This window comes from Nocardioides proteolyticus, from assembly GCF_051280635.3.
GTDB lineage: Bacteria > Actinomycetota > Actinomycetes > Propionibacteriales > Nocardioidaceae > Nocardioides.
Map to the genome: position 1 here is coordinate 1 of NZ_JBNBPO030000016.1, position 26,150 is coordinate 26,150.

Below are 26,150 nucleotides of genomic sequence, written 5' to 3' on the forward strand. Positions count from 1 at the left end.
TCGGCCGCCTCGGCGTGCCTCCGCCTCGGTGCGGGCGAGCTCCTCGGCCTCGGCACGCGCCCGGTGGGCGACCGCCGCGGTCTCGGCCTGCTCCTGCGCGAGCCGGTCAGCCTCGGCGCGCGCCTCGCTGGCCCGCTGGGCCGCCTCCTCGGCCGCCATCCGCTCGGCGGCCTGCTGCGCGGCCGCCAGCTCGGCGTCGCGCCGCATCCGAGCAGCGAGGGCTGCCACGACCTCGGCGTTCGCCGACGGCTCGGCCGCCTCGTCGGCGCCCGTGGACTCCTCGGGAGCCGGCAGCAGCTCGGCCTCGATCTCGGCACGCGCGTGCGCCAGCACCTCCGCCGGCCGCCTCGGCGTCTCGGTGTGGCCGTCGACGTCCGGGATCGGCTCCTCGAGCAGCGGCGCGTCGACGAAGTCGGGGACGGTCCGCGACTCCTTGGGGGCAGTGCCGGCGCCGCCCGGGCGACGGCGGAAGCGCGCCAGCCCCTTGGCTGCGGGTGCCGGGACGGGCTCGGCGAACCCGCCCTCGACCGCATCCTGGATGACGCGCTCCTCGGGGGACTCGTCGGCGCGGTGGCGGTGGCGTGCGAGGGCGTCGGGTCCGCGCTCGTCGGCCGAGCCGTCGGGCAGGTCGGTCCTCTCGCGGGCGGGCCGGTCGGCGGTCTCCGTGGCGACGACCTCCAGCTCCTCGACCGTCGGGGCGGCCGGGCCGGTCAGGGTGGGGGCGGCCTCGGCACGCTCGGCGTCAGCGGCGAGCGACTCCACACGGGCGTCCTCGGCGCGAGCCTCGATCTCCTCCGCGGTGGGAGCCGGGTCCGGCGCCGGCTCCGGTGTCGACTCCGGTGTCGGCTCGGGTGTCGGCTCGGGTGTCGGCTCGGCGGGTCGTCGCGTGGCGCGGTCGATGATCTCCGCCCAACCGGGCTCGGCGGGGTCGCTCCCCGGATCGGCCTCCTGCTCGGGCGCTCGGTCGGTTTCCGGGGCGGGCGTCGGCGGCCGGCCGTCCTCGGCCGGGCTGACCATGGCGCCCCAGTCGACGTCGTCGGTGTCGGGTGCAGCCGGCGTCGCACCGGAACGGCTCCCCACCCGCGCGGCGATGTCGTCGGTGCGCTCGCCGTCCTCGCCGTCGAGCGCCGGTCTGCCGTCGGCCTCGGCCTCGGCGCCGCCGTCGGGCATGGTGTCGGTGAGCGCCGCGGCGGAGTGCCCAGCCTCCCCGGCCGGACCGCTGCGCCGCAGCAGCTCCTCCACGTCGTCGGGATCGAGCTCGCCGACCTCCGGCACCTGGTCGTCCTGCCGGCGCCAGAGCCGGCCCCTCCGCCCCCGACCGCGCTCAGGGCGCGACTCGCCGAACCGGGAGCCCTCGGGTCCCGGCTCGCCGTCGGTGACAGAGCTCATGACGTCCCAATCTACTCAGCGTTGCAGGAGTTACGCGCGATGTTCACCGATCCTCACGCCCGGCGGTACTGGACGTGCGTGTCCTCGGGGGCGTGGCTGAAGGCGAGGCCCTCGTAGAGCCGGCGGGCCGCGGTGTTGTCGGACTCGACGTAGAGCAGGATCTCCTGGACGCCGCGCGCGGTGAGGTGGTGCAGCCCGGCGAGGGTCAGCACCCGGCCGAGGCCGCGGCCTTGAGCCTCGGGCGCGATCCCCACGACGTACACCTCGCCGGTGTGCCGGTCGTGTTGCTTGGTCCAGTGGAACCCGAGCAGCTCACCGCCCTCGCCGACGGCCAGCAGCAGCCCGGCGGGGTCGAACCACGGCTCCGCCATCCGCTCGGCGAGTCCCGCCGCGTCGAGCGAGCCCTGCTCGGGATGGTGAGCGAAGGCGGCCGCGTTCACCTCCAGGAGCGCGGCGGCGTCGCGGTCGCCGTAGTCGCGGACGTGGACGCCGGCCGGCGGCTCCGCCGCCGGAAGGGGTACGGCGGTGGGCCGGCGCATCACCCACAGCTCGCGCTGCCGGGCGAAGCCCAGCCGCTCGGCGAGGCGTCCTGCCGCCGGGTGGTCGCCGTGCGACCAGGCGGTGAGCCCACCGCTGTCGGCGCAGGCGAGTGCCGCGAGGCTGCCGCCGAGTCCCGCGCCGCGAGCCTGTGGCGCGACGGCCAGGTCCACCTCCGGACCCCTCCGCAGCGCGAAGCCGTCCCGGGTGACCCACGCCCCGATCCCCTCCAGCCCGTCGTGCTTGAGGCGCAGGTGGGCCGCCTCGTCCAGCGGGTCGGCGCGGTCGTGCTCGAGGCACGCGCGTCGTACCTCCGCAATCGAGGCCAACGCCTCGTCGCCCGACAGCAGCGCGATCTCTGGAGCCACGTCTCGACGTTATCGCGACCATCCGGCCCGCTCGCGGGGGACCGTGGATGCCGCGCCCCAACGATTCTTGTCGCGTCCTGGGCGGAATGCCGACAAATTCTGATGGGGCGCGGGTCAGGCGTCGACGTCGTCGCGGTCCGCGGCCGGCGCGGTGTCGGCGGCGCTCTCCTTGGCCGGCAGCACGAACCGGTAGCCCACGTTGCGGACGGTCCCGATCAGGGTCTCGTTCTCGGGGCCGAGCTTGGCCCGGAGCCGGCGGACGTGGACGTCGACGGTGCGGGTGCCACCGAAGTAGTCGTAGCCCCACACCTCCTGGAGCAGCTGCTGGCGGCTGAAGACTCGGCCCGGGTGCTGGGCGAGGAACTTGAGGAGCTCGAACTCCTTGAACGTCAGGTCGAGCACCCGCCCGCCCACCTTCGCGGTGTACGTCGCGTCGTCGACGACGACCTCGCCGGACCGGATGAGGTGGGCCTCGGGGTCGGCGGCGTCGCGGGCGGCGGCCAGCCGTCCGACGGCGAGCCTGATCCGCGCCTCGAGCTCGGCCGGGCCGCAGGTGTGGAGCACGACGTCGTCCATGCCCCAGTCGTGGGCGACGACCGCGAGACCGCCCTCGGTGGTGACCAGGATGACCGGTACGTCGGTGCCGGTGGTCCGGATCAGCCGGCACAGGTCGCGGGACCCGGCCAGGTCCTGGCGTCCGTCGACGAGCACGAGGTCGGACTCCGGCGCCTCGAGCAGCGCGCTGCCCTCGGCAGGGAGGATCTTGACGTGGTGGCCTAGGAGCGCGAGACCCGGAAGCACCTCGGCCGAGGGTTGCAGGGCGCTGGTCAGGAGCAGGAGAGTGCTCACTGCTGGTCTCCTCACTGGCGCCGGTGACCGCAGGCGCCGTGTCGAGACCGAAACGCAACGCTGGGTCCCGGCCGGTTTTCCCTCTGAGGGACGATAGCGAAACACGGGAGCGACCGGGAAGAGAACGACGATGAACGAGATGCAGGTCATCCGGGTGCGGTACTGGGCCGCGGCACGGTCCGCGGCCGGCGTCTCCGAGGAGGACGTCGCCGTCGACGGACCGCTGACCCTCGACGCGCTCCGCGACGAGGTCGTACGGCGCCACGGCGGCACGCGGCTCCCCGACGTGGTCAAGGCCTGCTCGGTCCTGGTGGGGGAGCGCCCCGTCTCCTCGGCGGACCCCGCGACGGTGGTCGTACGGCCGGGGGAGACGGTGGAGTTCCTGCCTCCCTTCGCAGGTGGCTGACTCACGCACCCCACCGGCCTCCGTCCCCTAGACTCCGTTCGGCCGCCGCGATCCCCACGACGGCGGACAGAGGAGAGCAGTGCAGAGCCAGGCGAACGCAGGACCCTCCGGGTCGAGCCGTTCGGTCCAGGCGCCCGCAGGGAGCGGGGTCCTCGTCACCCTCGCCGTGCTGGCCGCGCTCGCCGGTCTGGTGTTCCTCTCCACCACCGATCTGGTCGGCGCGCTGGCCTCGGTGGGCATCGCGGTCTACCTGGCCGGGATCGCCGTGCTCGGCGCGACCAGGATGGGCGTCGCGACCCTGATGGCGGGGTTCGCGACCGCGCCTGCCTACAAGGGCCTGGCGCCGGAGGGCGCCGACGTCACTCCCACCGACGGCCTGGTCGTCATCGGGTTCGCGCTGCTGCTGCCGGTGGTGCTGAGCGGCCGCATCCGGCTCCCCCTGACCCACCTCATCGGCACGGTGCTGATCATCACGGCGGGCAGCATCGCCACCCTGCTGTCGGACTACCCGCTGCTCAGCGGGATCTCGATGGTGCTGTGGCTGTCGGTGATCTTCGGTCTCCCCATGGTGGTGACCATGTGGGACCCGTCGTCACGGGTGATCGAGCTGCTGGTCTGGAGCTACGTGGTCGGCCACATCGCCAGCTGGGCGGGCGGCATCGCGACCGGCGGCATCACGCCGAGCGGCCGCCACATCGGGCTGACCAACCACCCGAACTACTTCGGTCAGGCCGGCATGATGTCGCTGGCCCTGCTGATCTACCTCTTCTTCCGCTACCGGTCGACGCTCGCGCGGACGGTCGTCCTCGGTGCCGCAGCGATCTGCGGACTGTCGATCCTGTTCAGCGGCAGCCGCGGCGCGACGATCGTCGTGGCAGTGCTGATCCTGATGATCCCGTTCGTCGAGCGGTCGGCCGTGACCGGCTTCGTCTGGGCCCTCGTGGGCGGCCTGCTGATCGCGCTGCTGCCCTTCGTCGTGCAGATCACGGGCGAGACCTCCGCCGTCGAGCGCTTGCTCGGCGACGAGGGGACGACCGGCTCCAACCAGGTCCGGGAGCAGGGGCTCGAGGGCGGGATCGAGAAGTTCTTCGACCATCCCTGGGCCGGGATCGGCCTGATCGAGTTCGAGCTGTTCCACATCCACAACAACTTCCTCGAGGTGGCCGTCGGGATCGGGATCTTCGGTCTCATCGGCTACGTGCTGGTCCTCTACGCCTTTGCGCGCCCCCTCTTCAGCGACCTCGAGCACCGTCGGCTCTGCTACACGGTCTGGGGCTTCATGGGGTGGGGCATGACGATCCCGAGCCTGTACGACCGCAGCCTGTGGCTGCCGATCGCGCTCAGTGCCACCTGCTGGGTGGCCGCGGCCAAGCGGCGCGACGATCCCCCCTCCGGCGTGGCCCCCGGGCCCACGCTCGCCACGGCCGGCGGCCCCGCCCCGGCCCCGTCCACGAAGGAAGTCTGATGCGGGTTCTGGTGACGGGCGGTGCCGGGTTCCTCGGCTCCCACCTCTGCGACCGGCTGGTCGCCGAAGGCCACGACGTGCTGTGCGTCGACAACTACTACACCGGCACGAAGGACAACATCGCCGGCCTGCTGGGCAACCACCGGTTCGAGCTGATGCGCCACGACGTGACGTTCCCGCTGTACGTCGAGGTCGACCGCATCTACAACCTGGCCTGCCCGGCCTCGCCGATCCACTACCAGCGCGACCCCGTGCAGACCACGAAGACCAGCGTCCACGGCGCCATCAACATGCTCGGCCTCGCCAAGCGGGTGCGGGCACGGATCCTGCAGGCGAGCACCAGCGAGGTCTACGGAGACCCCGAGATCCACCCGCAGGTCGAGGAGTACTGGGGCCGGGTGAACCCGGTGGGCATCCGCAGCTGCTACGACGAGGGCAAGCGCTGCGCGGAGACGCTGTTCTTCGACTACTGGCGCCAGCACCAGCTCGAGATCAAGGTGATGCGGATCTTCAACACCTACGGGCCGCGGATGCACCCCGACGACGGCCGGGTGGTCAGCAACTTCATCGTCCAGGCGCTCCGCGGCGAGTCGATCACGATATACGGCGACGGGCAGCAGACCCGCAGCTTCTGCTACGTGGACGACCTCGTCGAGGGCATGTGGCGGTTGATGGAGAGCCCGGCCGACTTCGTGGGACCGGTCAACGTCGGCAACCCGCAGGAGAACACGATGCTGGAGCTCGCCGAGACGGTGCTGCGGCTGGTCGGTGGCACGTCCAAGCTGGAGTTCCGCCCGCTGCCGTCCGACGACCCGCGGCAGCGCCAGCCCGACATCTCGCTGGCCCGCAAGGAGCTCGGCTGGGAGCCGACGGTCGCCCTGGAGGACGGCCTCAAGGAGACCATCGACTACTTCCGCCACCGGCTCGAGCGCTGAGCCGGCGCTGAGCCGGGCTCACGACGGCGCCCGGGGAGCGACGGTCCGCTCCCGCGGAGCCGGCCCGCGAGGGCAGGTGAGGCGGCGGTCAGGCCACCGCGTCGGCGTCGCCCGCGGCGGCGTACGGCTGCTGCGTGGCGAGGTCGTGGATGCGCGCGCGCCGGGTCTGCACGACCGCGAGGGCCTCGGTGAAGCTCATCGGCTTCTTCAGACCGAACGTGATCAGCACGGTGTAGAGCAGGATCATGAAGTCGGTGCGCAGCCGGTAGCCCTCGACCGCGGCCCGGCAGTACGCCGCCTCGAGCTCGAGCCGCTGACCGTCGGTCAGCACCGAGCGACCGACCAGCTGGGGGAGCCCCGTCAGGCCGGCCGGCGTCTGCCAGCGCTCGTCGATCGTGCGGTGGCGCTCCACGAGCGCGAGTCGCACGTCCTCGGTCAGCGGCCGGGCGCCGACGATGCTCATCTCCCCCCGGAGCACGTGGATGAACTGCGGGATCTCGTTGAGACCGAGGCGGTCGAGCAGCCGACCGATCGGCGTGTAGAGCGGGGAGTCGGGCTTGGTGTTGAGGAAGTGGTCGGTCTCGTCGCAGTCCTTGACCTTGTTGGCGTCGGGGACCATGACGCGGAGCTTGACCATCTGGATCAGCACGCCCGGGCCGACCCAGCGGTGGGACCGGTAGAAGATGGGCCGCCCGGACAGCACCAGCACGGCGAGCGCCGCCATGGTGACCACGGGAATCCAGGCGAGGGCTGCAAGGCTGACGACGACGATGTCGAACATCCGCTTGAGCTTCATCCACGGACCTCTCTGCCGCTAGGTTCGGGGGGTACTAGCGGCTCCCGAGAAGGCAGTGCTCGGAGCCGCCTCGCAGTCCCAACGAGCGAGTCACGGAAGAGATACGAGTCTCACGAAAATCTTCGAGACCGCGCCGCCGGAGCACGGATGCGGCAGGCGGCGCCCCGGTCACGGAGCAGCGACCGGAGAGCCGCGGGGCCGGCTCCAGGCCGAGCGCGGCCGCTGGTCAGCGGCGGGCGCTGGTCAGCGGCGGGCGCTGTGCTGGGCGAGCAGCGCCTCGAAGCGGTCGGCGCAGCCTGCGAGCGCGAACTCCTGCTCCGCCAGGTCGCGCGACGCCTCGCCGAGCTCCTCGCGCAGCTCGGCGTCGTCGAGCACGCCGGCCACCCACTCTGCGGCGGCCGGCAGCGACTCCGCGGACGGGCGGAGGACCATCCCGCCGGCCCTGGTGATCAGCGAGGACGCCAGGTTCTCGGCCGGCATCAGGCCGAGCACCGGCCGACCCGCGCAGAGGTAGGAGAGGGTCTTGGAGGGGACGGAGAACGCGCCTGCCGCCTGCTCGAGCAGCACGACGAGCACGTCGCCGGTGCCGAGCACCTCGGGCAGCCGCTCGTAGGGCTGGAACGGCAGCAGCGAGACCGGCACGTCCAGCCGCTGGGCCTCGGCGCGGAGCACCTCGACCGCGGGGCCGTCGTTGACGACCACGAGGCGGACCGGAGACCCGCGGTCGATCACGGCCCGCGCCAGCTGCACCAGGAGGGCGGGGTTGTGCTTGAGGCCCAGGGTGCCGGAGTAGAGCAGGGTCCGGACGTCCTCCAGGCCGTGCTCGACGGCCCAGTCGTTCTTGCGGGCGGTCGGCCGGATCTCACCGAGCGGCGCCCAGTTGGGGATCACGGTCACCTTGTCGGCCGTGCCCCACTCCTCGTGGACGGCGACGAACGAGGGGGCGATCACCACGATCGCGGCGGCCCGGCGGGCGCACCAGCGCTCGAGGACCTCGAACACCGCGGCGACCAGGCGGAACCCGCGGCCCAGCTTGTCACCGGCGAACGACTTCACGGCCACGGCGTACACGTCCTGGTGCCACAGCATCCACGGCTTGCGCAGCACCATCATCGCCAGCGCGAACACGGTCAGCGTGGGGATCTGGACGTTCGACAGCAAGATGGCGTCGGGCTTGACGCGCCGCACCTCCCGCACGAGGTCGATGCCACGGGTCAGCTCCCGGAAGAGCCTGCTGACGAAGCGGTGGTTGTCGATCCGCCGGTCGCCGCCGATCCCCTCGAAGGTGATGCCCTGCTCGCCGGGCGCGGCCTCGAGCCGGCCCTTGCCGGAGACGTAGCCCGCGACGTACGAGTGCGTGACGCTGTGGCCACGGCGGGCGAGCTCGCGGCTGAGCTCGGCCTGGAACGGGTGCCCGCTGTGGTCGTGGACCAGGATCCGCAACGGGTCAGCCCTGTGCGCGCTTGACCTGGTCGTACACCCAGGCGTACGTCTTCGCGAGGCCGTCGGAGAGGCTGATCGACGGCTCCCAGCCGAAGACCTCGTTGATCCGCGTGTTGTCGGAGTTGCGGCCCCGCACGCCCTGCGGCGCGTCGAGCTTGTAGCGGCGCTCGCACTTGATCCCGGCGATCTCCTCCACGATGGAGTAGAGCTGGTTGATCGACACCAGCTCAGCGGAGCCCAGGTTGATCGGCTCCTCGTAGTCGCTGGCGAGGATCATCTGCGACCCGCGCACGCAGTCGTCGATGTACATGAAGCTGCGGGTCTGCTCGCCGTCGCCCCAGATCTCGATCTCGTGGTTGCCGCTGATCACGGCCTCCGCGATCTTGCGGCACACCGCCGCGGGCGCCTTCTCGCGGCCGCCCGTCCAGGTGCCCTCGGGGCCGTAGACGTTGTGGTAGCGGGCGACCCGGGTCACCATGCCGAAGTCCTCGGCGAAGTGGCGGCACATCCGCTCGCTGAAGAGCTTCTCCCAGCCGTAGCCGTCCTCCGGCATCGCGGGGTAGGCGTCGGACTCCTTGAGTGCGGTGACGGCGGTGTCGGTCTGCTTGTCGGCGGCGTACACGCAGGCCGAGGAGGAGTAGAAGTAGCGCTCGACGTCGTGCTTCTTCGCCGCCTGGAGCATGTGGGTGCTGGTCAGCACCGACAGCATGCACAGCGCCTTGTTGTTCTCGATGAACCCCATGCCGCCCATGTCGGCGGCCAGCATGTAGACCTCGCGGGCGCCGGCGGTGGCGGCCTCCGCGCTGTCGAGGAGCGACAGGTCGGCGACCTGGTTGTCGGCGTCGGCGTGCACCTGGTACCACTCGTCGACCGGCTTGACGTCCACCGCGCGCACGGTCTTGCCCTGAGCGAGGAGATCGGCGACCAGGTGGCCCCCGATGAAGCCCCCACCACCGGCGACGAGTACGTCGACAGCGCTCGAGTTCATTGCGTTCTCCTCACGATCGGTTGCCTTCGCCCCAGGGACGCCCTACCAACGAGGGGCCGGTCCCGGCGTCACGGTCCGGACGCGGCCCGTACCGCCTGCGCCGGCGGGCCAGCTCAGTCCACCGGGTACCCCAGTCGGGCCACCAGACCGGGGACGACCTCCTCGATCGCCGCATGGTGCTCGGGCCCGAACAGCTCACGATACGTCTTCCGGTCGATCCTGTAGTGCGATTCGCCACCACCGCGCTGGGCGATATCCCGGGCCTGCAGCGCCTCGCGCGAGACCTCGTTGACCACGGCGTCCAGCTCCGAGGGGCTCAGCCTTACCTCGCAGTGCTCGAGCATCCGGCGCACCTGGCCCTCCGGGTCTGTCTCGTTGTCCTCCAGCCGGAAAGTGGCCACCGAGGGGTCGTCGACGCCGACCCAGGTCCCGATCTCCTCGAACCTCGGTGCCGCCTCCCTGATCAGCCGGAGCAGCCCCTCCTCGCGGGGCATGCTGCGCAGCTCGTCGCGGAACTGCTCCAGCTCGGGGACGTGCACCTTGCGGTGCGTCTTGACCGCCGAGTAGTAGCCGCTGACGATCAGGTCGCGAGGGTCGCGGAACATGTACACGGTGCGGTGCGGCCACGGGCGCGGCAGCCGGCGGTACTCGTCGTAGCTGAGGTAGATGCCGGGCACGAAGGTGCCCGGCGGGAACGGCTTGTCGAGCCGCTGCTGGTAGTCCAGCTGCGGCAGCGTGAAGAGGCCGGTGTGCTCGCGCACGACGCGGTGGTGGAAGAGCGCCTTCATCCACTGGCTGCCGGCCTTCGGTGAGCCCGCCGTGAAGATGTTGGCCACCTCGGGCACCTTGCCGGCCCGGGCCAGGGCGGCCCCCCGCACCCGGGCACCGGCGTGCACGCCGTACTTGATCCAGGCTCGGGGGGTGTTCCACTGCACGACCTGCGCCGCCAGCTCGCGCACGCCACCGCTCTCGGTCTTCGCCATGTGGCGAACTCTACGGATCTCCGACCGATACGCTCGCCCTGTCCGCGGCCGGTGCGACCGTCGCCGGGCGACGACATCCGCGAGGGGGACCGTGAGCAGCAGGGACCAGGCCGGCCGTCGGCTGAGCCTGATCACCCTCGACCAGGTGCTGTCCGGCGCCTCCAACGTGCTGGTGGCGCTGCTGTCGGCGCACCTGCTCGGCGTCGCCGCGTTCGGCTACTTCGGCCTGGTGCTCATCATCTACGCCGCCGCCCAGGGCGTCACCCGGTCGCTGGTGGGCGACCCGGTGCTGCTGCACCCGGAGGACGCCAGGGAGCGTCCGGGTGCGCCGATCGGCGCCGCGCTCATCGTCGGGTCGGTGATCGGCGCGGCGGTCGCGGTGGTCGCCGGAGGTCTGCACCTGGCTGACCTGCCCCTCGTCCCCGAGCTGCTCGTGCTCGCGGTCGGCCTGCCCGGCCTGGTGCTGCACGACCTGGGGCGCTACCTCGGCTTCGCGACCCAGCGGCCGTCGTACTCGCTGGTGCTCGACGGCCTGTGGCTGCTGTTGATCGTGGTCGCGATGGTGGCGCTGGTGGCGCTCGACGAGACCACGCTGACCTGGTTCATCCTGGCCTGGGTCGGCACCGGCGCGCTGGCGTCGCTGCTCGTCCTCGTGCAGCACGGCCGGCCGTTGCGCGCCGGCTTCGGCTGGCTGCGCGAGCGGTGGTACTACTCGTGGCGCTTCCTGCTGTCGTTCAGCGCCCTCCAGGGCGCTGCACTGGTCTTCTCGGTCGCGGTCGCCGCGGTCGCCGGCGCTCGGGCCCTCGGCGCGGTCCGCGGCGTGCTGCTGCTGATCCGGCCCTACGTCACGTTCCAGACGGCGGCCGTCGCGGCGGGCGTCTCCGAGATCGCCAACGCCCCGGGCGGCCGGTCGCCGGGCCGCCACCTCCGTCGTACGACGGGGATCGCGCTGACCCTCGCGCTGGGCAACGTCGCGCTGCTCCTGGTCATCCCCGACAGCGTCGGGCGCCTGATCCTGGACGAGACCTGGGACTACACCGAGCCGCTGCTGCTGCCCGCCTGCCTGCACATCGTGTGCCTGGGGCTCGTGGTCGGGCCGCGCTCCTACCTGACCGGGCTGAAGGCCGTGCGGGCGACCGTCGCGCTCGACCTCGCCACCACCGTCGGCATCCTCGCGCTCGGGATCGCAGGCGTCGTCGTGGACGGCGCCGTCGGCGCCTACTGGGGCACCGCGATCGGCCAGGGCCTCTCGGCGGTCGTGTGGTGGGCCACCCTCCGGGTGCACGCCTCGCGGCGGGCCGACGAGGCAGGGTCCCCGGACCCGGACGGCGAACCGGTGACGGAGGCGGCCCCGCAGGGCTAGCCTGTCCGCACGACTCATCTTCTGGGGGGAGAACCGGGAGAGTGCCGTGCCGGAGACTCGGGGGCTGGCGGCCGTCGCGTGGCGACGCATGGGGTGGTTCGTCCGGGACCGGTTCCCCAGACGCAGGGTGGTCAGGGACGTCCAGGGCGTGCGGCTCGTGCTCCCCTGGTCGCACCGGCTGCCCGACTACACCGCCGGCGGGTCGGTCTACGGCCAGAACCTCGTGCAGCTCGCCGTCGAGCTCGCCGCCGGCTCCCCGGAGGACGGGCTCACCATGCTCGACGTCGGCGCGAACGTCGGCGACTCGGCTCTCCAGGTGCTCCACGCCGTGCCGGCGAAGGTGCTGTGCGTGGAGGGCGACCCCTACTACTTCGACTTCCTCGAGCTCAACGCGGGCGCCGACCCCCACATCACCCGCGTCGAGACGCTGCTGACCTCGGATGCCGCGGCGGTGCCGCTGGCAGCCGTCCGCGGCCGGGGCACCACCCGGTTCGCCGAGAGCGGAGCGCCGGTCTCCGTGCCGACCACCACGCCCGAGAGCCTGCGCGCCGCGCATCCGGACTTCGGGCGACTCAGGTTGGTCAAGTCCGACACCGACGGGTTCGACGTCGTCCTGGTGCCCGCGATCGCACGCGCGTGGGCCGACTCGGCGCCGGTGCTGTTCTTCGAGTACGACCACCGCCTGTCCCGGCTCGCCGGCAACGACCCGGTGGCCGTGTGGCCGCAGCTGGCGCAGCTGGGCTACGACACGGCCGCGGTCTGGGACAACGCCGGACGAGCCGTGGCGCTGGAGCGGGTCGACGCCATGGCGCAGCTGGCCGCCGTGCTCGACCATCCGGCGCGCGGCGTCGCGCCCTACTGGGACGTCGCCGTCGCCCACGGGTCCGACGCGGCCGGGCGGGCGGCGCTGTCCCGGATGTGCTCGTTTGCCGGTGTGGCCGCCGAGGGCGCGTCCGGGCAGTAGCCTGTCGCGCACCATGGCTGAGCCGACGTACTGCACGATCCTCGCGACCAACTACCTCCCCAAGGCGCTCGCCCTCGCCGACAGCCTCCAGCGCCATCACGGCGAGGCGGGCGCAGGTCTGGTCGTGCTGCTCATCGACGCCCAGGACGCGGCGGACCACGATCTGCCCGACCTGCCGGGCATCCGACTGGTGGGCACCGACTTCCTCGGGCTGTCCAGGCGGGAGGTGCTGGCCCTCACCACCTATTACGACCTGGTGGAGTTCGCGACGGCGATCAAGCCGCTGCTCTTCAAGCGGCTGCTCGAGGAGTCGGAGCAGGTCTTCTACCTCGACCCCGACACCTACGTCACCTCGCCGATGGCCGAGCTCCCCGGCGAGCTCGCCGCCAGCGAGGGCGGCATCCTGCTCACCCCCCACTTCCTGCATCCGTTGCCCGACGACGCGCCGGTGAGCGAGGGCCACGTGCTGGCGGTCGGCATCTTCAACCTCGGCTTCTGCGGCTTCGACCGCCGGGCGCTGCCCGCGCTGGACTGGTGGTGGGCGCGGCTGGAGTGGGAGTGCCTCTTCGACTACATGAGCGGGCTGTTCGTCGACCAGAAGTGGATGGACTTCGGGTCGGACCTGTTCCGCGCCCGGAGCCTGCGGCACCACGGCTACAACGTCGGAGTGGTGAACCTCCACGAGCGGCCGCTCGGCCTCGACGCCGAGGGGTTCTCCGTCGTCGGGACCGACGACCGGCTCCGGCTCTTCCACTTCCACGCCTTCGACACCAGCCGACCGGAGGAGCTGTCCACCCGGTTCGACATGTCCACCGCGCACCTCCGCACGGAGAGCGCGGCCGTCGACGCGCTGTGCAAGCAGTACGCCGACGACGTGATCCGCCACGAGGAGGCGCTGCCCGCGGCTCCGTCGTACCGCTACAACGTGGACACGCGGGGTCGCCGGATCCCTCGTCAGCTGCGTCGAGCGTGGCGGGTGGAGGCCCGTGCCGGGGGAAGGCCGCCGGTGCCGTTCCTGCCCGAGGAGGCGGAGGAGTGGGACCGGTGGCGGCGCGGGGCGTGGAAGACCGTGGCCCGCGAGCTGTCGGGCGACGCCGCGAAGGGTGCGCGGATGTCGATGCCGGAGGAGTTCGGCAGGGTGAAGGAGAAGTTCCCGGCCCTGATCTCCACGGTGCGCTCACGGTTCGTCGGCCGCGGCGGCATGTGGGGCTGAGTCCTCGCCGGGTCAGGGGGCCAGGGCCTCGCGCGTGGCGCGAATGGTCCGCTCCCAGGTGAAGCGGTCGGCCCACGCACGGGCGGCCGCGAGCGCGTCGTCGTCGAGACCGCGAGCACGGGTCACCGCGTCGGCGAGGGCGGCGGGCGTCCAGTCCGCCATCACGACGCCGTGCCCGCCGGCGACCTCGAGGCAGGCCTTCTCCGGGCCGATCACGACCGGCTTGCCGAGGGCCATGCCCTCCACCGTCGGCAGCCCGAATCCCTCGAAGTCGCTGGGGAAGACGATCATCTCGGCCTCGGTGAGCACCTGCTGGAACTCCGCGTCGGGAAGGAACGGGGCGAGCCGCACGTGCTCGGTCAGCCCACGCTCGGCGATGGCGGCCTCCATCGCGGGCCGCCGGGCCGAGCCCACGCCGAGGACGAGCAGCGGCGGCGGGGACTGCCCGCCCGCGAGCAGCCGCCACGCGTCGAGCACCAGGTCCGGGTTCTTGTTGGTGTGGTGGGCGAACGTCACCGCCGGGCCGGTACGACGCGGTGCCGGCCACCCGTGCACGTGGTCGGCACCCAGGTGGGCGACCACCGCGGGCTTGCCGCGGGTGCCGGGATGCAGCTCGTGGAGGTCGTCGAGGCTGCGCTGGGAGATCGCCACGAACGCGTCGGCCAGCCGGTAGGTCCGCCCGTAGGAGACGTCGCGCAGGAGCCGCCGACCGCGACTGAACTGCTCGGGCCGCAGCTCGTGGCGCAGGTCGAGGATGATCGTGACCAGCCGGCTGCCGAGCGGCAGCACCGACGTGGTCGGTGCGGTCGCGAGCACGGCGTCGGGACGCAGCCGGTGGGCCAGGGAGCGCATCGTCGTGGTCTGGGCGAGCGGGCGTCCGGCGATCGCCGGGCGTCGTACCGCGATCTCGTGGCGGGTGTGGTCGGCGGTCGGCAGGTCGGAGCCCGCCGGCACGGCCACGTGCAGCTCGTCATCGGGGAACACCGACGACCACTGCGCGAGGACGTGCTCGACCAGGGTGCGGATGCCGCCGAACTCGGCGCACATCGCGTCGACGAGCAGCTTCATCGGCTGCTCAGCCCTCCTTGCGATGGCTCACCAGGCGGCCGAGCTGCTCGATGTCGGCGTCGACCATGAGCCGCGCCAGCCCCTGGGCGTCCGTCCTCGCCTTCCAGCCCAGCACCTCCTGGGCCTTCGAGGCGTCGCCGATCAGGGCGTCCACCTCGGTCGGCCGCTCGTAGGCCTTGTCGTAGCGGACGTGGTCCTCCCAGTGCAGCCCGGCGTGCTCGAACGCGGCCTCGCAGAACTCGCGCACCGTGGTGCCGATGCCGGTCGCGAGCACGTAGTCCTGCGGCTCGTCGTGCTGGAGCATCCGCCACATCCCCTCCACGTACTCGGGCGCGTAGCCCCAGTCGCGGACGGCTTCGAGGTTGCCGAGGTCGAGGTGGTCGGTGATGCCGAGCTTGATCGACGCGACGCCGAGCGTGATCTTGCGGGTCACGAAGCTCTCGCCCCGGCGCGGCGACTCGTGGTTGAAGAGGATGCCCGACACCGCGAACAGGTCGTACGCCTCCCGGTAGTTGACGGTCACCCAGTGCGAGTAGAGCTTGGCGGCGCCGTACGGCGAGCGCGGGTAGAACTTGGTCTCCTCGTCCTGGGGTGGCGGCGTCGCACCGAACATCTCCGACGTCGAGGCCTGGTAGAACCGGCAGTCCAGCCCGCTGGCGCGGATCGCCTCGAGCAGCCGCAGGGTGCCGACCGCATCGGTCGAGGCGGTGTACTCCGGGAGCTCGAAGGACACCTTGACGTGGCTCTGGGCGCCGAGGTTGTAGACCTCGTGCGGCTCGATCGCATGCACCAGGTTGACCAGGCTGACCCCGTCGGTGAGGTCGCCGTAGTGCAGGTGGAGCCCAGGGTGCTCGTTGAGGTGGTCGATCCGCGACCGGTTCAGGGTCGACGCGCGACGGACGAGCCCGTGCACCTCGTAGCCCTTCCCGAGGAGCAGCTCGGCGAGGTAGGAGCCGTCCTGGCCGGTGATGCCGGTGATCAGCGCACGCTTCATGGGCGGGAAGCCTAGTGGTCGGCGGGTCCGCCGGTCAGCGGACTTCGGCCCAACGCATCAGTTCCCGCTCGATCTGCGACTGGCGGCCGACCCGGCGGTAGAAGCCGAGGGTCTCGGGCAGCTCGCGGACGGGCTCCGCCGGGTTGCCGCGGTAGAACGTCTGCTCGGCCCGCAGCTTGGTGGCGACGACGGAGCCGGCCGACACGATGGACCGGGCCGGGATGTTGGTGCCGTTCTGCATGGTGCAGCCCGACATCAGCACCGCGTAGTCACCGAGGACGACCTTGCCGGTCACGAACTTGTCCGTGACGAGGTTGAGGCTGTGGGTCAGGATGGCGGACCCGAACCCGGCGAACACGGCGTGGTCGCCGAGCTGCACCCGGTCGGCCACGTCGATCTCGTGACCCACCGTGATCATGGCGTACCGACCCATGACCAGGGACGGGTCGCGGTCGGGCACGTCGGGATAGAGCACCGACTCCGGGGGGACCCCGATCACCCAGTTGCGCGCGGAGATGTTGGCGCCCTCGCCCATGCGCAGCTCGTCGATGTCCCGGAACACGTTGAACGGCCCGATGCTCGAGCCGGGGCCCATGGTGACCTTGTTCGCCAGGATCAGGCTCCGCCCGATGTAGGCCGTGGGGTGGATGTCCCAGCCGAGGACCCGGTTCGCCACCAGGTGCTTCAGCTTCTGGGGCAGGAAGATCATCAGGAACGCGAGAGCACGGCGCATGTGGGTCCTCAGGATGGTTGGATGCCGGGTCGGGAGTGTATTGGAGATCCGAAGGGACGAGCATGGGAACCGACAACGGAAGCGCTCCGGTGAGCCACGAGCCCGACGCGCACTACGACCGGGTGCACGAGACCTGGCGGCTGATCATGGGGGAGGAGTTCCACTACGGGTACTTCGTGCCCGAGGGGATCCCGCTCGAGCGCGCGACCGCGGCGCTGACCGGCCAGATGCTGTCCCGCGCCCGGATCGGTGCCGGCGACCGGGTGCTCGACGTGGGGTGCGGCACCGGCCGACAGGCCTGCGACCTGGCCGAGCAGCACGGCGCCGAGGTGCTCGGCATCACCACCAGCGGCACCGGCGTCGCGGCGGCGACTCGCCTGGCCGACCGTCGCGGGCTCGACGGCGCGCGGTTCGAGCAGCGCGACGGCACTGCCAACGGACTGCCGGACGGCTCGTTCGACGTGGTCTGGGCCCTCGAGTCGTCCCACCTCATGCGCGACCGCCGGTCGCTGCTCTCGGAGTCCGCGCGCGTCCTGGCCCCCGGTGGCCGGCTGGTGCTGTGCGACATCATCCGTCGCCGGGAGATCCCGTTCCTCGAGGTCCGCGCGCGGCGCGAGGACTTCGCCGTGCTGCGCGCCGCGTTCGGCGACGCGCACATGCTGCCGCTCGACGACTACACCACCGTGCTCGAGGAGCTCGGGCTGACCGTCGAGGACGCCACCGACATCAGCGACGAGACGCTCGGCACGTTCGCGGCGTGGCGCGCCAACTGCGCGAAGCACGCCGACCAGATCAGCGCCCTGATCGGCGAGGACGGCCTCGCGACGTTCGTGCGCTCGACCGAGGTCCTGGAGGACTTCTGGAACGACGGCACGCTGGGCTACGGGATCCTCGGCGCGGTCAAGCCCCCCACGGCGTGACTCTCGCGGGCCACGTACGTTGAGGTGGTGTCCGAGGCCCGTGGAAAGGATCGAGAAGTGAGCACAGACCGCGCACGCAGCATCATCGCGGACTTCCTCCAGCGTGCGAACAAGCCGTTCGAGCAGCTGACCGACGACGTCGGTCTCTACGGCGGTGGGCTGGAGCTCGACTCCCTCGAGGCGGCCGAGCTCTCCGCGATGCTCGAGGACGAGCTCGGCAGCGACCCCTTCTCCTCCGGTGACGTGCTTCCCGAGACGGTCGGCGAGGTCGTGGGCTTCTACGAGGTCGCCCGGACCGCATGATCACGCTCCTCGAGCGTGCCGCGGCGGCCGACCCGGAGGCGGTCGCCGTCGTGACCGAGCAGGGCAGCACGACGTACGGCGAGCTGCTGGTCCGGGCGCGCGAGGTGGCGGCGGCGCTCAGCGAGCGGACGGTGGACAGGTTCGCCGTGGTCGAGACCGACGTGGCCCGGCTGGTCCCGCTGCTTGCGGGCGCGGCGCTGGCCGGGGCGGAGCCCTGCCAGTACCAGCCCGACACCGAGCCGGCCGAGCTGGTGGCCGAGCTCGCACGGCTCGGTCACGACGTCGTGGTGAGCCGAAGGACCGACATCGGAGCCGTCGTCGACCCCGACTCCCTGGTGGGCACCGCGGCGCCGGACCGATCGGCGGCCCAACCCGTCCTGATCCGGACCACCGGCAGCACCGGGGCGCCGAAGGCCGCCCGCCACGACTGGACCCGGCTCGCCCGCACCGTGGAGCGGGTCCGGCCGCGCCCCGACCAGCGCTGGCTGCTGGCCTACGGGCCCCACCAGATGGCGGGCGTCCAGGTGCTGATGCACGTCCTCGCGGCGCGCGCCACGCTGGTGGCGCCGTTCCCGCGGCAGCCGCGGGACGGCCTGCGGGCGATGGTGGATCACGGCGTCACGTGCGCGAGCGCGACCCCGACCTACTGGCGGTTCCTTCTCGCCCAGGCGCGGTCCCGCGATGTCGACCTGCCACGGCTGGAGCAGGTCACCCTCGGCGGCGAGGCCGTGCCTCCGGACCTGCTGTCGGAGGTCCGCGCCGCGTTCCCGGGAGCCCGCGTCTCCCAGGTCTACGCTTCCACCGAGCTCGGCTCGGTGGCCTCGGTCACCGACGGGCGGCCCGGGCTCGACGCGGCCAGGCTGCACGGGCCGGACAACCCCGGCGGCAGCCTCCGCATCGTCGACGGCGAGCTGTGGGTGCGCAGCGAGACCGGCATGCTCGGCTACGCCGGCGAGGACGACTCGTCCGCCCCCGAGGACGGGTGGCGCCCCACCGGTGACCTGGTCGAGCTGGTCGGGGACCGGATCCAGTTCCGAGGCCGCACCTCGGAGGTCATCAACGTGGGCGGGGTGAAGGTCCACCCCCTGCCCGTCGAGAACAGGCTCACGGCCATCGACGGCGTCGCAGCGGCGCGCGTCTTCGGCCGTGCCAACCGGCTCACCGGAGCCATCGTGGCTGCGGAGATCGTGCCCGGACCGGACGCCGACCAGGCCGCCCTGCGGGAGCAGGTGCGGAATGCGGTCGGCGACCTGCCCCGGGCGTGGCATCCTCGCAGCATCACCTTCGTCGAGGCTCTCGAGATCCGCGGCGGCAAGACGATCAGGAGGATCGAGAAATGACGAGTGGGTCGGACAACCGGGTTGCCCTCATCACCGGCGGAAGCAAGGGGCTGGGCGCCGGGATGGTGGAGGAGTTCCTCGCCGAGGGGTACGCCGTCGCCACCTGCTCGCGGTCGCGCACCGACCAGGTGGACCTCTGGGAGAAGCGGTACCCCGACACCTTCTCCTTCACGACCGCCGACGTGTCGGCGGAGCCCGACGCCACCCGCTTCGTGAAGGAGGCCGCCGAGCGGTGGGGCCGGATCGACGTGCTGGTGAACAACGCCGGGGTGGCCCGCGAGGGCGTGATCGGGCTGTTCGACGACACCGCGATCGACCAGGTGGTGGACCTCAACATCAAGGGCACCGCCTACGTCACCCGCGCGGCGAGCCGGGTCATGCTGACCCAGCGCAGCGGCTCCATCGTCAACATCTCCTCGGTCGTGGGGCTCTCCGGCTACCGCGGCCTGGCCCTCTACAGCGCGACGAAGGCCGCCCTCGACGGCATGACCCGGGCCCTGGCCCGCGAGCTCGGGTCGCGTGGGATCACGGTGAACAGCGTGGCGCCGGGCTACCTCCGCACCGAGATGAGCCACGGCCTCGATGAGGCGCAGCTGAAGCAGATCGAGCGTCGTACGCCGCTGGGCCGGCTGGGCGACCCGGAGGACGTGTCCCGGGTGGTGCTCTTCCTGGTGTCCCCGGAGAACCGGTTCGTCACCGGCCAGGTGCTCGTCGTCGACGGCGGGCTGACCTGCTGACGCCGGCTCAGAGGTAGCCGAGGTCGTCCTCGACGCCGCTGCGCAGGCGGACGAGGTCGACCTCGACCATCCGGGCGACCAGGTCCTCGAACCCGGTCGTGGCCCGCCAGCCCAACCGGGCGGCGGCCGGCTCCGGGTCGGTGACGAGCACCGCCGAGTCGGCGGGCCGCAGCAACGCCGGGTCCTGCTCGATCCGCGACCACGGATCGTCCACGCCTGCTGCCCGGAACGCCGTCTCGACCAGGTCGCCCAGCGTGTGGCTGGTCCCGGAGCCGATCGGTAGGTCGCCGGGCTCGTCGGCACGCACCATCCGGACGAACGCCCGGACGTAGTCACCGGCGAAACCCCAGTCGCGACGCACGTCGAGGTTGCCGAGGGTCAGCACCTCGCGACGTCCCAGCGCGATCTCGGCCGCGGCCAGGGTGATCTTCCGGGTGACGAACCGTGGCGTGCGGAGGGGGCTCTCGTGGCTGGCGAGCCGCGCCGCGGAGGCGTGCAGGCCGTGCCGCTCGCGTGCCGTCGCGACCAGGTGCTCGGCCTCCGCCTTCGCCTGTGCGTAGGGGCTCTCCGAGGCCGCCCCGGCCACCTCGGCGGAGGACGCCTGGAAGAAGCGCACCTCCTGCCCGGACCGGCACACCTCCACCGCAGCCTCGAGCAGGCCCTGCACCGCACCCCGGTTCACCTGACGGGTCCGGTCCGGCTCCTGCCAGCTCTGCGCCACGGAGCTGAGCGCCGCGAGGTTGTAGACCTCGTCCGGACGCACCTGCACCAGCAGGTCCCGCATGCCGGCCAGGTCGGTGATGTCTCGCTCGACGACCTCTACCCCGCCGAGGTAGGCCGCCACCCGCGCCGTCGAGCCCCGGCCGGGCGCGACGGTGCCGACCACCCGGGTGCCCTCGTCGGCCAGCAGGCGCGCGAGGTAGACGCCGTCCTGGCCGGAGGCGCCGGTGACCAGGGCGGTCCGGCGTGGCGAGCCCACTGCTCAGTCCTCGAGCAGGGCGTCGAGCGCGGCGTCCACCTCGTCGGGGGTCACCTCGATGTCCTGCATCAGCTCGTTGTCGCCGGTGCGGGCAGGCGTCCGCGCGACCAGGTAGCGGTAGCGCGAGTCGGCGATGTTGGCGGTGATCGCCCAGTAGCAGTGCACGGTGTAGCCCGGCGCGAACAGCTCGAGCACCCGCACCCCCTCCCGGCAGAAGACCAGGTTCGTCAACGCCGCGCCGTGGGGCGCCACCACCACCCGTGCGGCGGCGAAGTGGTCGATCTGCTCCTGCACCGAGAGGCTGCCCGGGTCGATGGTGACGAAGCCCCGCCGTTCGAGGCGCGCGCGGACGGCGTCCTCCGCGACGAGCCTGCGGGTGTTGGGGGTGCTGCCCCTGGTCAGGTAGATGCGCTCGGGAAGGCCGGTGACCACGCGAGGTGGCAGCCGGTCGCGCAACCACGACGTGCTCGTCGGCGGAGCGATCATCACCGCGTTGGGCAGTGAGGGCACGAGCAGGCGGTGGGCCCGCAGGGCCAGCCCCGGTCCGGGCTCGACGACCCGGCGCGGCGCCACCCCGAGCATGTCGAGCAGCTCGCGCTGGTAGCGGCTCGAGCGGTCGAGCACCCACGCATCGGGCTGGAGGTCCGGGAAGCACTGCTCGAGCAGGCCCAGCCGCGGCAGCGCGTCGGTGACGAAGTGGTAGTAGTTGCCGCCCGTCCCGCGGGCCGCGAGCACGGCGACGGTGCCGTCGACGCGCTCCGGCTCGGCGGGCCGGGGGTTCCAGAAGACCGGGTGCTCCTTCCAGCCGCGGATGCCGAAGTAGTGGCTGGTCTCCATGTCGAGCGTGCCGCCGGCGGTGACCACGGCCGCGTGGCGGCCCAGGAGCAGCCCGTCCTGCAGCTCCAGCACGTAGCGCTCGGGGACCGTGTGCTCCAGGTGCTCGGCGAGGAACGGAAGGCCCGCGGGATCGCCCGGCGGCATCGGGCGGCGGAGCGACTGTGCCGGACCGGCCGAGTGGATCCTGGTCGTGCCGGGCTCCAGCGCGAGGGTCTCCCGCGAGGTCGAGGTGGCCGTCCAGGGCAGCCCCCTCCGAGGCCCGACCGTACGACGCCCGACGGCTCCGACGACGCGGGCACCGACGCGGTGGCCGGCCTTCACCACGGGCCACAGCGGCTGCAGCCGCGAGGGGAGTCGGCTCATGCGCCCCGGCGCAGCCAGACCATGCCGAGGCCGGGCTGGTTGCCCTCCTCGTGGTGGTAGGGACGCAGGCCCAGCGGCGCCAGGAAGTCCAGCAGCTCCTGCAGGCCGTGACCGTCGACCGGGTGGTACTCCAGGGCGGCGGTGCGCACCTCCGACCACGACTTGGGCGAGCTGGCCAGCACCACGTCGTACTCGGCGCCCTCGACGTCCATCTTCACCACCTGCACGCTCCGGCCCGCGGCGCGCACCTCGGCGACGGCGTCGTCGAAGGTGACGGCGGGGACGACGACCTCCTGGCCGCTGCCCTCGGGCGCGGTGATGCCGTTGAGCACGCTCGCCGTGCCGTTGTCGACCAGGGAGAACTCACCGCGCTCGCCGGCGAGAGCGGCGGCATGCACGGTGACCCGGTCGGCGAGGGCGTTGTCGGCCATGTTGCGGCGGGCGTAGGCGGCGCTGGTGGGCGATGCCTCGTAGACGTCGATGCTCGCAGCGGGCAGCGCGCGGGCGACGGCGAGGGCGAAGCACCCGACCTGGCCGCCGATGTCGAGGACGGCGGCGTCAGCGTCCACGCCTCGGGTGAGGTCCGCCATGCCGTAGGCGTCGTCGGCGAAGATCTCGTAGACCGGGTAGCGGGCCCCGTCGGCGTTGGGGATGGTGACGACGAAGCCGTTGCGCAGCCGCAGCGTCATCTCCCGGCGCGCCAGCCGGGTCTCCTGGGTACCCAGGTCCCAGAAGACGGTCGGGAAGTTGCGGAACAGCGCAGGCGTCTGCCGGATGCGCTTCGCGAGGTGTGCGGCACTGCGGACGGCCGGCATCAGTGATCTCCCTAGGACTTGCGCCAGAACGCGCCGTTGCCGTCGATGTCGACGATCTCGTCGGTGATCCCGTGCTGCTTGCGGTAGTCGTGCACGGCGGCCTGTGCCTGGGTCGGCAGCGTGCCGTAGTCGTCGACGATGCAGAACCCGCCGGGCGAGAGCTTCGGGTAGAGCGCCTCGATCGCCTGCCAGGTCGACTCGTAGAGGTCGCCGTCGAGCCGGAGCAGGGCGAGCTTGTCGACCGGTGCGGTCGGCAGCGTGTCCTTGAACCAGCCCACGAGGAACTTCACCTGGTCGTCGAGCAGGTTGTAGCGCTCGAAGTTGTGGCGCACGGCGGCCTCGCCGACGCTCAGGCCCGACTGCTTGTAGAAGGTGTCGCCCGCGTCGGCGGGGAAGTCCTTCACGTTGGGCGCGGGAAGGCCCTCGAAGGAGTCGGCGAGCCAGACGGTGCGGCTGGTGTCGCCCCAGGCCTTCAGGTTGGCGCGCATGAAGATGCAGGCACCACCGCGCCAGACGCCGGTCTCGATGAAGTCGCCGGGGACGTCCTGCTCCATGATCTGCGTGATGCAGTCCTGGATGTTCTGCATGCGCTTGAGGCCGATCATCGACTCCGCCCGCGAGGGCCAGTCGTTGCCGTGCGCGCGCTGCTCGGCGTCGTAGGGCTTCTTGTAGGCGATCTCGAACCCGAAGCGCTGGGCTGCGGTGCCGACCGCATTGGCCAGCTGCTTCTTGCGGGACGGGGATCCCTGCGTCCGGACACCGCCGAGGATGGAGTCGTTGTCCTCCATCAGGGCGCCGGTCAGAACGCGCTTCATCAGGTCGAGGTAGAGCTCCCGGAGCTCGCCTTCGGTCGTCGTCACCGGGCGAAGATAGCAGCCGTCGGCGCGCTGTCCGGGCGGTCCGGAGAATTGCCCTGGAGTCTGGTGCGGACAATCCTTCACCCGGCCGTCCGGCGCCGCCTATCCTGCTCTGCACCGCCCGCGCTGCCCCCGACGATGCGCGGCAGCTGGAAGGCAAGCCGCTTGCTCACCGACAGGAACTCCATGGCGACCGACGACGTCTCCGACCTCCGTGCCCGTCTCTATCCCGAGGTCGGTGCCGGCGGCTACACCCGCCGCGACGGCTTCGTCGACTTCTACACCCGGGTCAACGCCCTGGTCGACAGCGACAGCGAGGTGCTCGACTTCGGCGCCGGCCGCGGCGCGTGGACCGACGAGCCGCTCGCGCCGTTCCACCGGCGGCTGCGCGCCGTCCAGGACCGGGTACGCCGCGTCGTGGGCGTCGACGTCGACCCGGTCGTGCTGGAGAACCCGTCGCTGGCCGAGGCGCGGGTGATGGGCCCGGGCGAGCCGATCCCCTACGGCGACGAGGCCTTCGACCTGGTCATCGCCGACTACGTCCTCGAGCACGTCGCCGAGGAGGACGCCCCGGGGGTGGCCGCGGAGATCCTCCGCGTGCTCAAGCCGGGTGGCTGGCTGGCGGCGCGGACGCCCAACAAGTGGGGGATGATCGGCATCGGCGCGCGCGCCGTGCCGAACGACCTGCACACGCGGGTCCTCAAGCACCTGCAGCCGGGGCGCAAGGAGCAGGACGTGTTCCCCGTCCGCTACAGCATGAACACCCGCCGCGACCTCGCACGGCTGTTCCCGCCCCCGCACGAGCTGGTCGTCTACGGCCACGCGTCCGAGCCGACGTACTTCGGCTCCGCGAAGGCGGCCTGGCGGGCCGCGCAGCTGGTGGACCGGCTGACGCCTCCGCGGCTGGCTCCCACGCTGATGGTGTTCGTCCAGAAGGCGGCGGCCGGCCGCTAGTCAGTCGTCCCGGCGGCGGCGGCCGCCGTCCTTGCCGCCGCCCTTCGTCTTCGGGGACTTCGCAGCCTTGCCGGACTTGCCCGAGCCGGCGCCCTTGTCGCGGCCGGTCGGGCTGGTCTCCTCGTAGTAGTAGTAGTAATAGGAGCCGACGGCCCGCTTCGCGACCATGTTGACGACCACGCCGTAGAGCCGGGCGCCGACCTGGTCCAGGCGCTTGATCGCCTCGCCGACCTGGTCGCGGGTGGTCTTGCCGTGCCGCACCACGACGATCACGCCGTCGGCGAGCTTCGCGAGCACCGACGCGTCGGCGACGGGCAGCAGCGGCGGGGCGTCGATGATCACCATGTCGTAGGACGAGCGGAGACGCCGGATCAGGTCCTGGGTGATCTTCGACTGGAGGATCTCGGTGGGGTTGGGCGGCTTGGCGCCGCTCGCCAGGACGTGCAGCCCGCTGGCCTCGTGCACCTGGATGGCGTCGTGGATCTCCGTCTTGCCCACCAGTGCGGTGGTCAGCCCGATGGCGGGGTCGAGCCCCAGCGTGCTGGCCACCCGGGGGCGGCGCAGGTCGGCGTCGATGATCAGCGTGTTGCGCCCGGTCTGCGCCAGGGCGACGGCGAGGTTGGTCGACGTCATGGTCTTGCCCTCGCCGGGCACGGCGCTGCTGATCACCAGGCAGCGTGGCTGGTGGTCGAGGTCGATGAACTGCAGGTTCGTGCGCAGCAGGCGGAACGCCTCGGTCCGCGCGGCGAACCCGCCGAGGTCCGTGAGCAGGGGGGCGCTCCGGATGTCGCTGTCGAACCCGATGCTGGCCAGGACCGGGGACTCGGTGAGCTCGGAGACGTGGTCGGCGGTGCGGATGGTGCGGTCGAGCACCTCGCGGGCGACCGCCAGGGCGATGCCCAGGAGCAGGCCGATGAGACCCGCCACGATGAGGTTGAGCTCCACCTGCGGGCTCACCGGGCTCGGGTTGTACGACGCACGGTCGGTGATCTGCGCGATGATCTGCGACTCGCCGCCGCCTCCGGGCGTCTCCAGGCCGGCGACGTAGTTGGTGAACTCCTCGGTCGTCACCCGGGCGATGGTCTGCGCGTCGCGCGGGTTGTCCGCGGTGACCGAGAGCTGGATCAGCGAGGTGCTCTCCTCGACCTGGGCGTCGATCCGCGAGGCGAGGTCCTCGGCCGTCACGTCGAGGTCGAGCTGGTCGATCACCCGCTCGGAGAGCTCGGTGCTCTTCGCCACGCTCGCGTAGGAGGCCGCGCGGTTCGACGCGAACAGCAGCGCCGCGTAGGCGTCCGTCGTGTCCCGCACGTCGACGGTCAGGAAGACCTTGGAGTCCGACTCGTACTGGGGTGTCCGGGTGAAGGTGATGGCCGAGCTGATGGCCAGGGCGAGCAGCACGATGGCGACGATGCTGCGCCAACGGCGCCGCAGCACCAGGAGAAACTGCTTGAAGTCCAAGACCCAACCCTTGCTGTCAGTACCGTGTGCGCACGGACGAGTGTGCGCGATCCTAGTCAACAAGCCGAGGGGAGGGGGCCAAGTGAGGGGTTC

The 26,150-nt window shown here is 71.9% G+C and carries 26 protein-coding genes; 11 read left to right on the plus strand and 15 right to left on the minus strand.

Going from position 1 to position 26,150, the window contains the following annotated elements; all coding sequences use genetic code 11:
- The 3 genes from ACPOLA_RS10975 to ACPOLA_RS10985 form a co-directional block, all read right to left on the minus strand.
- Nucleotides 1-1,389 (minus strand): hypothetical protein (locus ACPOLA_RS10975; RefSeq protein WP_435770468.1); only part of this gene is annotated, 1,389 nt, incomplete at its 3' end.
- Nucleotides 1,390-1,442: 53 nt separating this feature from the next.
- Nucleotides 1,443-2,294: a mycothiol synthase gene (mshD, locus tag ACPOLA_RS10980; RefSeq protein ID WP_435770469.1), complete on the minus strand. Its 852-nt coding sequence runs from the start codon at nucleotides 2,292-2,294 to the stop codon at nucleotides 1,443-1,445.
- 114 nt (nucleotides 2,295-2,408) lie between these two features.
- Complete coding sequence (locus tag ACPOLA_RS10985) at nucleotides 2,409-3,143, minus strand: response regulator transcription factor (RefSeq protein ID WP_435770470.1); 735 nt, start codon at nucleotides 3,141-3,143, stop codon at nucleotides 2,409-2,411.
- 130 nt (nucleotides 3,144-3,273) lie between these two features.
- On the opposite strand from ACPOLA_RS10985, the gene ACPOLA_RS10990 reads away from it, so the two are divergent.
- The 3 genes from ACPOLA_RS10990 to ACPOLA_RS11000 all read left to right on the plus strand — a co-directional run bounded on the left by ACPOLA_RS10990 (nucleotide 3,274) and on the right by ACPOLA_RS11000 (nucleotide 5,949).
- Nucleotides 3,274-3,549 carry a MoaD/ThiS family protein gene (locus ACPOLA_RS10990; protein WP_435770471.1) on the plus strand — a complete coding sequence of 92 codons (276 nt, stop codon included), beginning with the start codon at nucleotides 3,274-3,276 and terminating at the stop codon, nucleotides 3,547-3,549.
- A gap of 79 nt (nucleotides 3,550-3,628) precedes the next feature.
- A complete protein-coding gene (locus ACPOLA_RS10995) occupies nucleotides 3,629-5,014 on the plus strand; it encodes an O-antigen ligase family protein (RefSeq protein ID WP_435770472.1) in 1,386 nt (461 codons plus the stop codon).
- Nucleotides 5,014-5,949 carry a UDP-glucuronic acid decarboxylase family protein gene (locus ACPOLA_RS11000; protein ID WP_435770473.1) on the plus strand — a complete coding sequence of 312 codons (936 nt, stop codon included), beginning with the start codon at nucleotides 5,014-5,016 and terminating at the stop codon, nucleotides 5,947-5,949. The genes ACPOLA_RS10995 and ACPOLA_RS11000 overlap by 1 nt, the downstream gene beginning before the upstream one ends.
- Nucleotides 5,950-6,037: 88 nt before the next feature.
- Here the strand turns inward: ACPOLA_RS11000 and ACPOLA_RS11005 are convergent, their stop codons facing one another.
- From ACPOLA_RS11005 to ACPOLA_RS11020, 4 genes are all read right to left on the minus strand, one after another.
- Nucleotides 6,038-6,745: a sugar transferase gene (locus tag ACPOLA_RS11005; RefSeq protein ID WP_435770474.1), complete on the minus strand. Its 708-nt coding sequence runs from the start codon at nucleotides 6,743-6,745 to the stop codon at nucleotides 6,038-6,040.
- Nucleotides 6,746-6,988: 243 nt separating this feature from the next.
- Nucleotides 6,989-8,188 carry a glycosyltransferase family 4 protein gene (locus ACPOLA_RS11010; protein ID WP_435770475.1) on the minus strand — a complete coding sequence of 400 codons (1,200 nt, stop codon included), beginning with the start codon at nucleotides 8,186-8,188 and terminating at the stop codon, nucleotides 6,989-6,991.
- A 4-nt stretch (nucleotides 8,189-8,192) separates the two neighbouring features.
- Entirely contained in the window at nucleotides 8,193-9,176 is a 984-nt protein-coding gene (locus ACPOLA_RS11015) for an NAD-dependent epimerase/dehydratase family protein (protein WP_435770476.1), read from the minus strand.
- A gap of 113 nt (nucleotides 9,177-9,289) precedes the next feature.
- On the minus strand, nucleotides 9,290-10,159 hold the full coding sequence (locus ACPOLA_RS11020; RefSeq protein WP_435770477.1) for a sulfotransferase domain-containing protein: 870 nt from the start codon (nucleotides 10,157-10,159) through the stop codon (nucleotides 9,290-9,292).
- A 91-nt stretch (nucleotides 10,160-10,250) separates the two neighbouring features.
- Between ACPOLA_RS11020 and ACPOLA_RS11025 the strand changes: the two genes are divergently transcribed.
- The 3 genes from ACPOLA_RS11025 to ACPOLA_RS11035 are packed head-to-tail and all read left to right on the plus strand — an operon-like array spanning nucleotide 10,251 to nucleotide 13,699.
- Nucleotides 10,251-11,522, plus strand: a complete 1,272-nt coding sequence (locus tag ACPOLA_RS11025) for an MATE family efflux transporter (protein ID WP_435770478.1) — start codon at nucleotides 10,251-10,253, stop codon at nucleotides 11,520-11,522.
- Nucleotides 11,523-11,568: 46 nt separating this feature from the next.
- Nucleotides 11,569-12,486 (plus strand): FkbM family methyltransferase, encoded by a 918-nt coding sequence (locus ACPOLA_RS11030; protein WP_435770479.1) that lies wholly within the window; start codon nucleotides 11,569-11,571, stop codon nucleotides 12,484-12,486.
- A 13-nt stretch (nucleotides 12,487-12,499) separates the two neighbouring features.
- Nucleotides 12,500-13,699 (plus strand): hypothetical protein, encoded by a 1,200-nt coding sequence (locus ACPOLA_RS11035; protein WP_435770480.1) that lies wholly within the window; start codon nucleotides 12,500-12,502, stop codon nucleotides 13,697-13,699.
- 12 nt (nucleotides 13,700-13,711) lie between these two features.
- Here the strand turns inward: ACPOLA_RS11035 and ACPOLA_RS11040 are convergent, their stop codons facing one another.
- Genes ACPOLA_RS11040 through ACPOLA_RS11050 form a run of 3 tightly spaced genes read right to left on the minus strand, consistent with a single transcriptional unit; the run spans nucleotide 13,712 to nucleotide 16,494 of the window.
- A complete protein-coding gene (locus tag ACPOLA_RS11040) occupies nucleotides 13,712-14,767 on the minus strand; it encodes a glycosyltransferase (RefSeq protein ID WP_435770481.1) in 1,056 nt (351 codons plus the stop codon).
- Between the two features lie 7 nt (nucleotides 14,768-14,774).
- Nucleotides 14,775-15,761 (minus strand): GDP-mannose 4,6-dehydratase, encoded by a 987-nt coding sequence (gene gmd, locus ACPOLA_RS11045; RefSeq protein WP_435770482.1) that lies wholly within the window; start codon nucleotides 15,759-15,761, stop codon nucleotides 14,775-14,777.
- 34 nt (nucleotides 15,762-15,795) lie between these two features.
- Entirely contained in the window at nucleotides 15,796-16,494 is a 699-nt protein-coding gene (locus ACPOLA_RS11050) for an acyltransferase (protein WP_435770483.1), read from the minus strand.
- Between the two features lie 62 nt (nucleotides 16,495-16,556).
- Here ACPOLA_RS11050 and ACPOLA_RS11055 point away from each other — a divergent pair, with 62 nt between their 5' ends.
- Genes ACPOLA_RS11055 through ACPOLA_RS11070 form a run of 4 tightly spaced genes read left to right on the plus strand, consistent with a single transcriptional unit; the run spans nucleotide 16,557 to nucleotide 19,794 of the window.
- Nucleotides 16,557-17,414 carry an SAM-dependent methyltransferase gene (locus ACPOLA_RS11055; RefSeq protein WP_435770484.1) on the plus strand — a complete coding sequence of 286 codons (858 nt, stop codon included), beginning with the start codon at nucleotides 16,557-16,559 and terminating at the stop codon, nucleotides 17,412-17,414.
- 57 nt (nucleotides 17,415-17,471) lie between these two features.
- A complete protein-coding gene (locus ACPOLA_RS11060) occupies nucleotides 17,472-17,717 on the plus strand; it encodes a phosphopantetheine-binding protein (RefSeq protein ID WP_435770485.1) in 246 nt (81 codons plus the stop codon).
- The gene (locus tag ACPOLA_RS11065) at nucleotides 17,714-19,057 is read left to right on the plus strand and encodes a class I adenylate-forming enzyme family protein (protein ID WP_435770486.1); all 1,344 of its coding nucleotides are present in this window, start codon (nucleotides 17,714-17,716) and stop codon (nucleotides 19,055-19,057) included. The genes ACPOLA_RS11060 and ACPOLA_RS11065 overlap by 4 nt, the downstream gene beginning before the upstream one ends.
- Nucleotides 19,054-19,794: an SDR family NAD(P)-dependent oxidoreductase gene (locus ACPOLA_RS11070; RefSeq protein ID WP_435770487.1), complete on the plus strand. Its 741-nt coding sequence runs from the start codon at nucleotides 19,054-19,056 to the stop codon at nucleotides 19,792-19,794. The genes ACPOLA_RS11065 and ACPOLA_RS11070 overlap by 4 nt, the downstream gene beginning before the upstream one ends.
- A 7-nt stretch (nucleotides 19,795-19,801) precedes the next feature.
- Here ACPOLA_RS11070 and ACPOLA_RS11075 read toward each other — a convergent pair whose 3' ends face one another.
- Genes ACPOLA_RS11075 through ACPOLA_RS11090 form a run of 4 tightly spaced genes read right to left on the minus strand, consistent with a single transcriptional unit; the run spans nucleotide 19,802 to nucleotide 23,648 of the window.
- On the minus strand, nucleotides 19,802-20,773 hold the full coding sequence (locus ACPOLA_RS11075) for a GDP-mannose 4,6-dehydratase (RefSeq protein WP_435770488.1): 972 nt from the start codon (nucleotides 20,771-20,773) through the stop codon (nucleotides 19,802-19,804).
- Nucleotides 20,774-20,776: 3 nt separating this feature from the next.
- Nucleotides 20,777-21,973, minus strand: coding sequence for a glycosyltransferase family 61 protein (locus ACPOLA_RS11080; RefSeq protein WP_435770489.1), 1,197 nt, complete (start codon nucleotides 21,971-21,973; stop codon nucleotides 20,777-20,779).
- Nucleotides 21,970-22,788 (minus strand): FkbM family methyltransferase, encoded by an 819-nt coding sequence (locus ACPOLA_RS11085; protein WP_435770490.1) that lies wholly within the window; start codon nucleotides 22,786-22,788, stop codon nucleotides 21,970-21,972. The genes ACPOLA_RS11080 and ACPOLA_RS11085 overlap by 4 nt, the downstream gene beginning before the upstream one ends.
- Before the next feature lie 11 nt (nucleotides 22,789-22,799).
- Entirely contained in the window at nucleotides 22,800-23,648 is an 849-nt protein-coding gene (locus tag ACPOLA_RS11090; protein ID WP_435770491.1) for a TylF/MycF family methyltransferase, read from the minus strand.
- Between the two features lie 162 nt (nucleotides 23,649-23,810).
- Here ACPOLA_RS11090 and ACPOLA_RS11095 point away from each other — a divergent pair, with 162 nt between their 5' ends.
- A complete protein-coding gene (locus ACPOLA_RS11095; RefSeq protein ID WP_435770492.1) occupies nucleotides 23,811-24,599 on the plus strand; it encodes a class I SAM-dependent methyltransferase in 789 nt (262 codons plus the stop codon).
- Here ACPOLA_RS11095 and ACPOLA_RS11100 read toward each other — a convergent pair whose 3' ends face one another.
- A complete protein-coding gene (locus ACPOLA_RS11100; protein ID WP_435770493.1) occupies nucleotides 24,600-26,057 on the minus strand; it encodes a tyrosine-protein kinase domain-containing protein in 1,458 nt (485 codons plus the stop codon). It abuts the gene before it with no gap.
- Nucleotides 26,058-26,150: the final 93 nt, after the last annotated feature.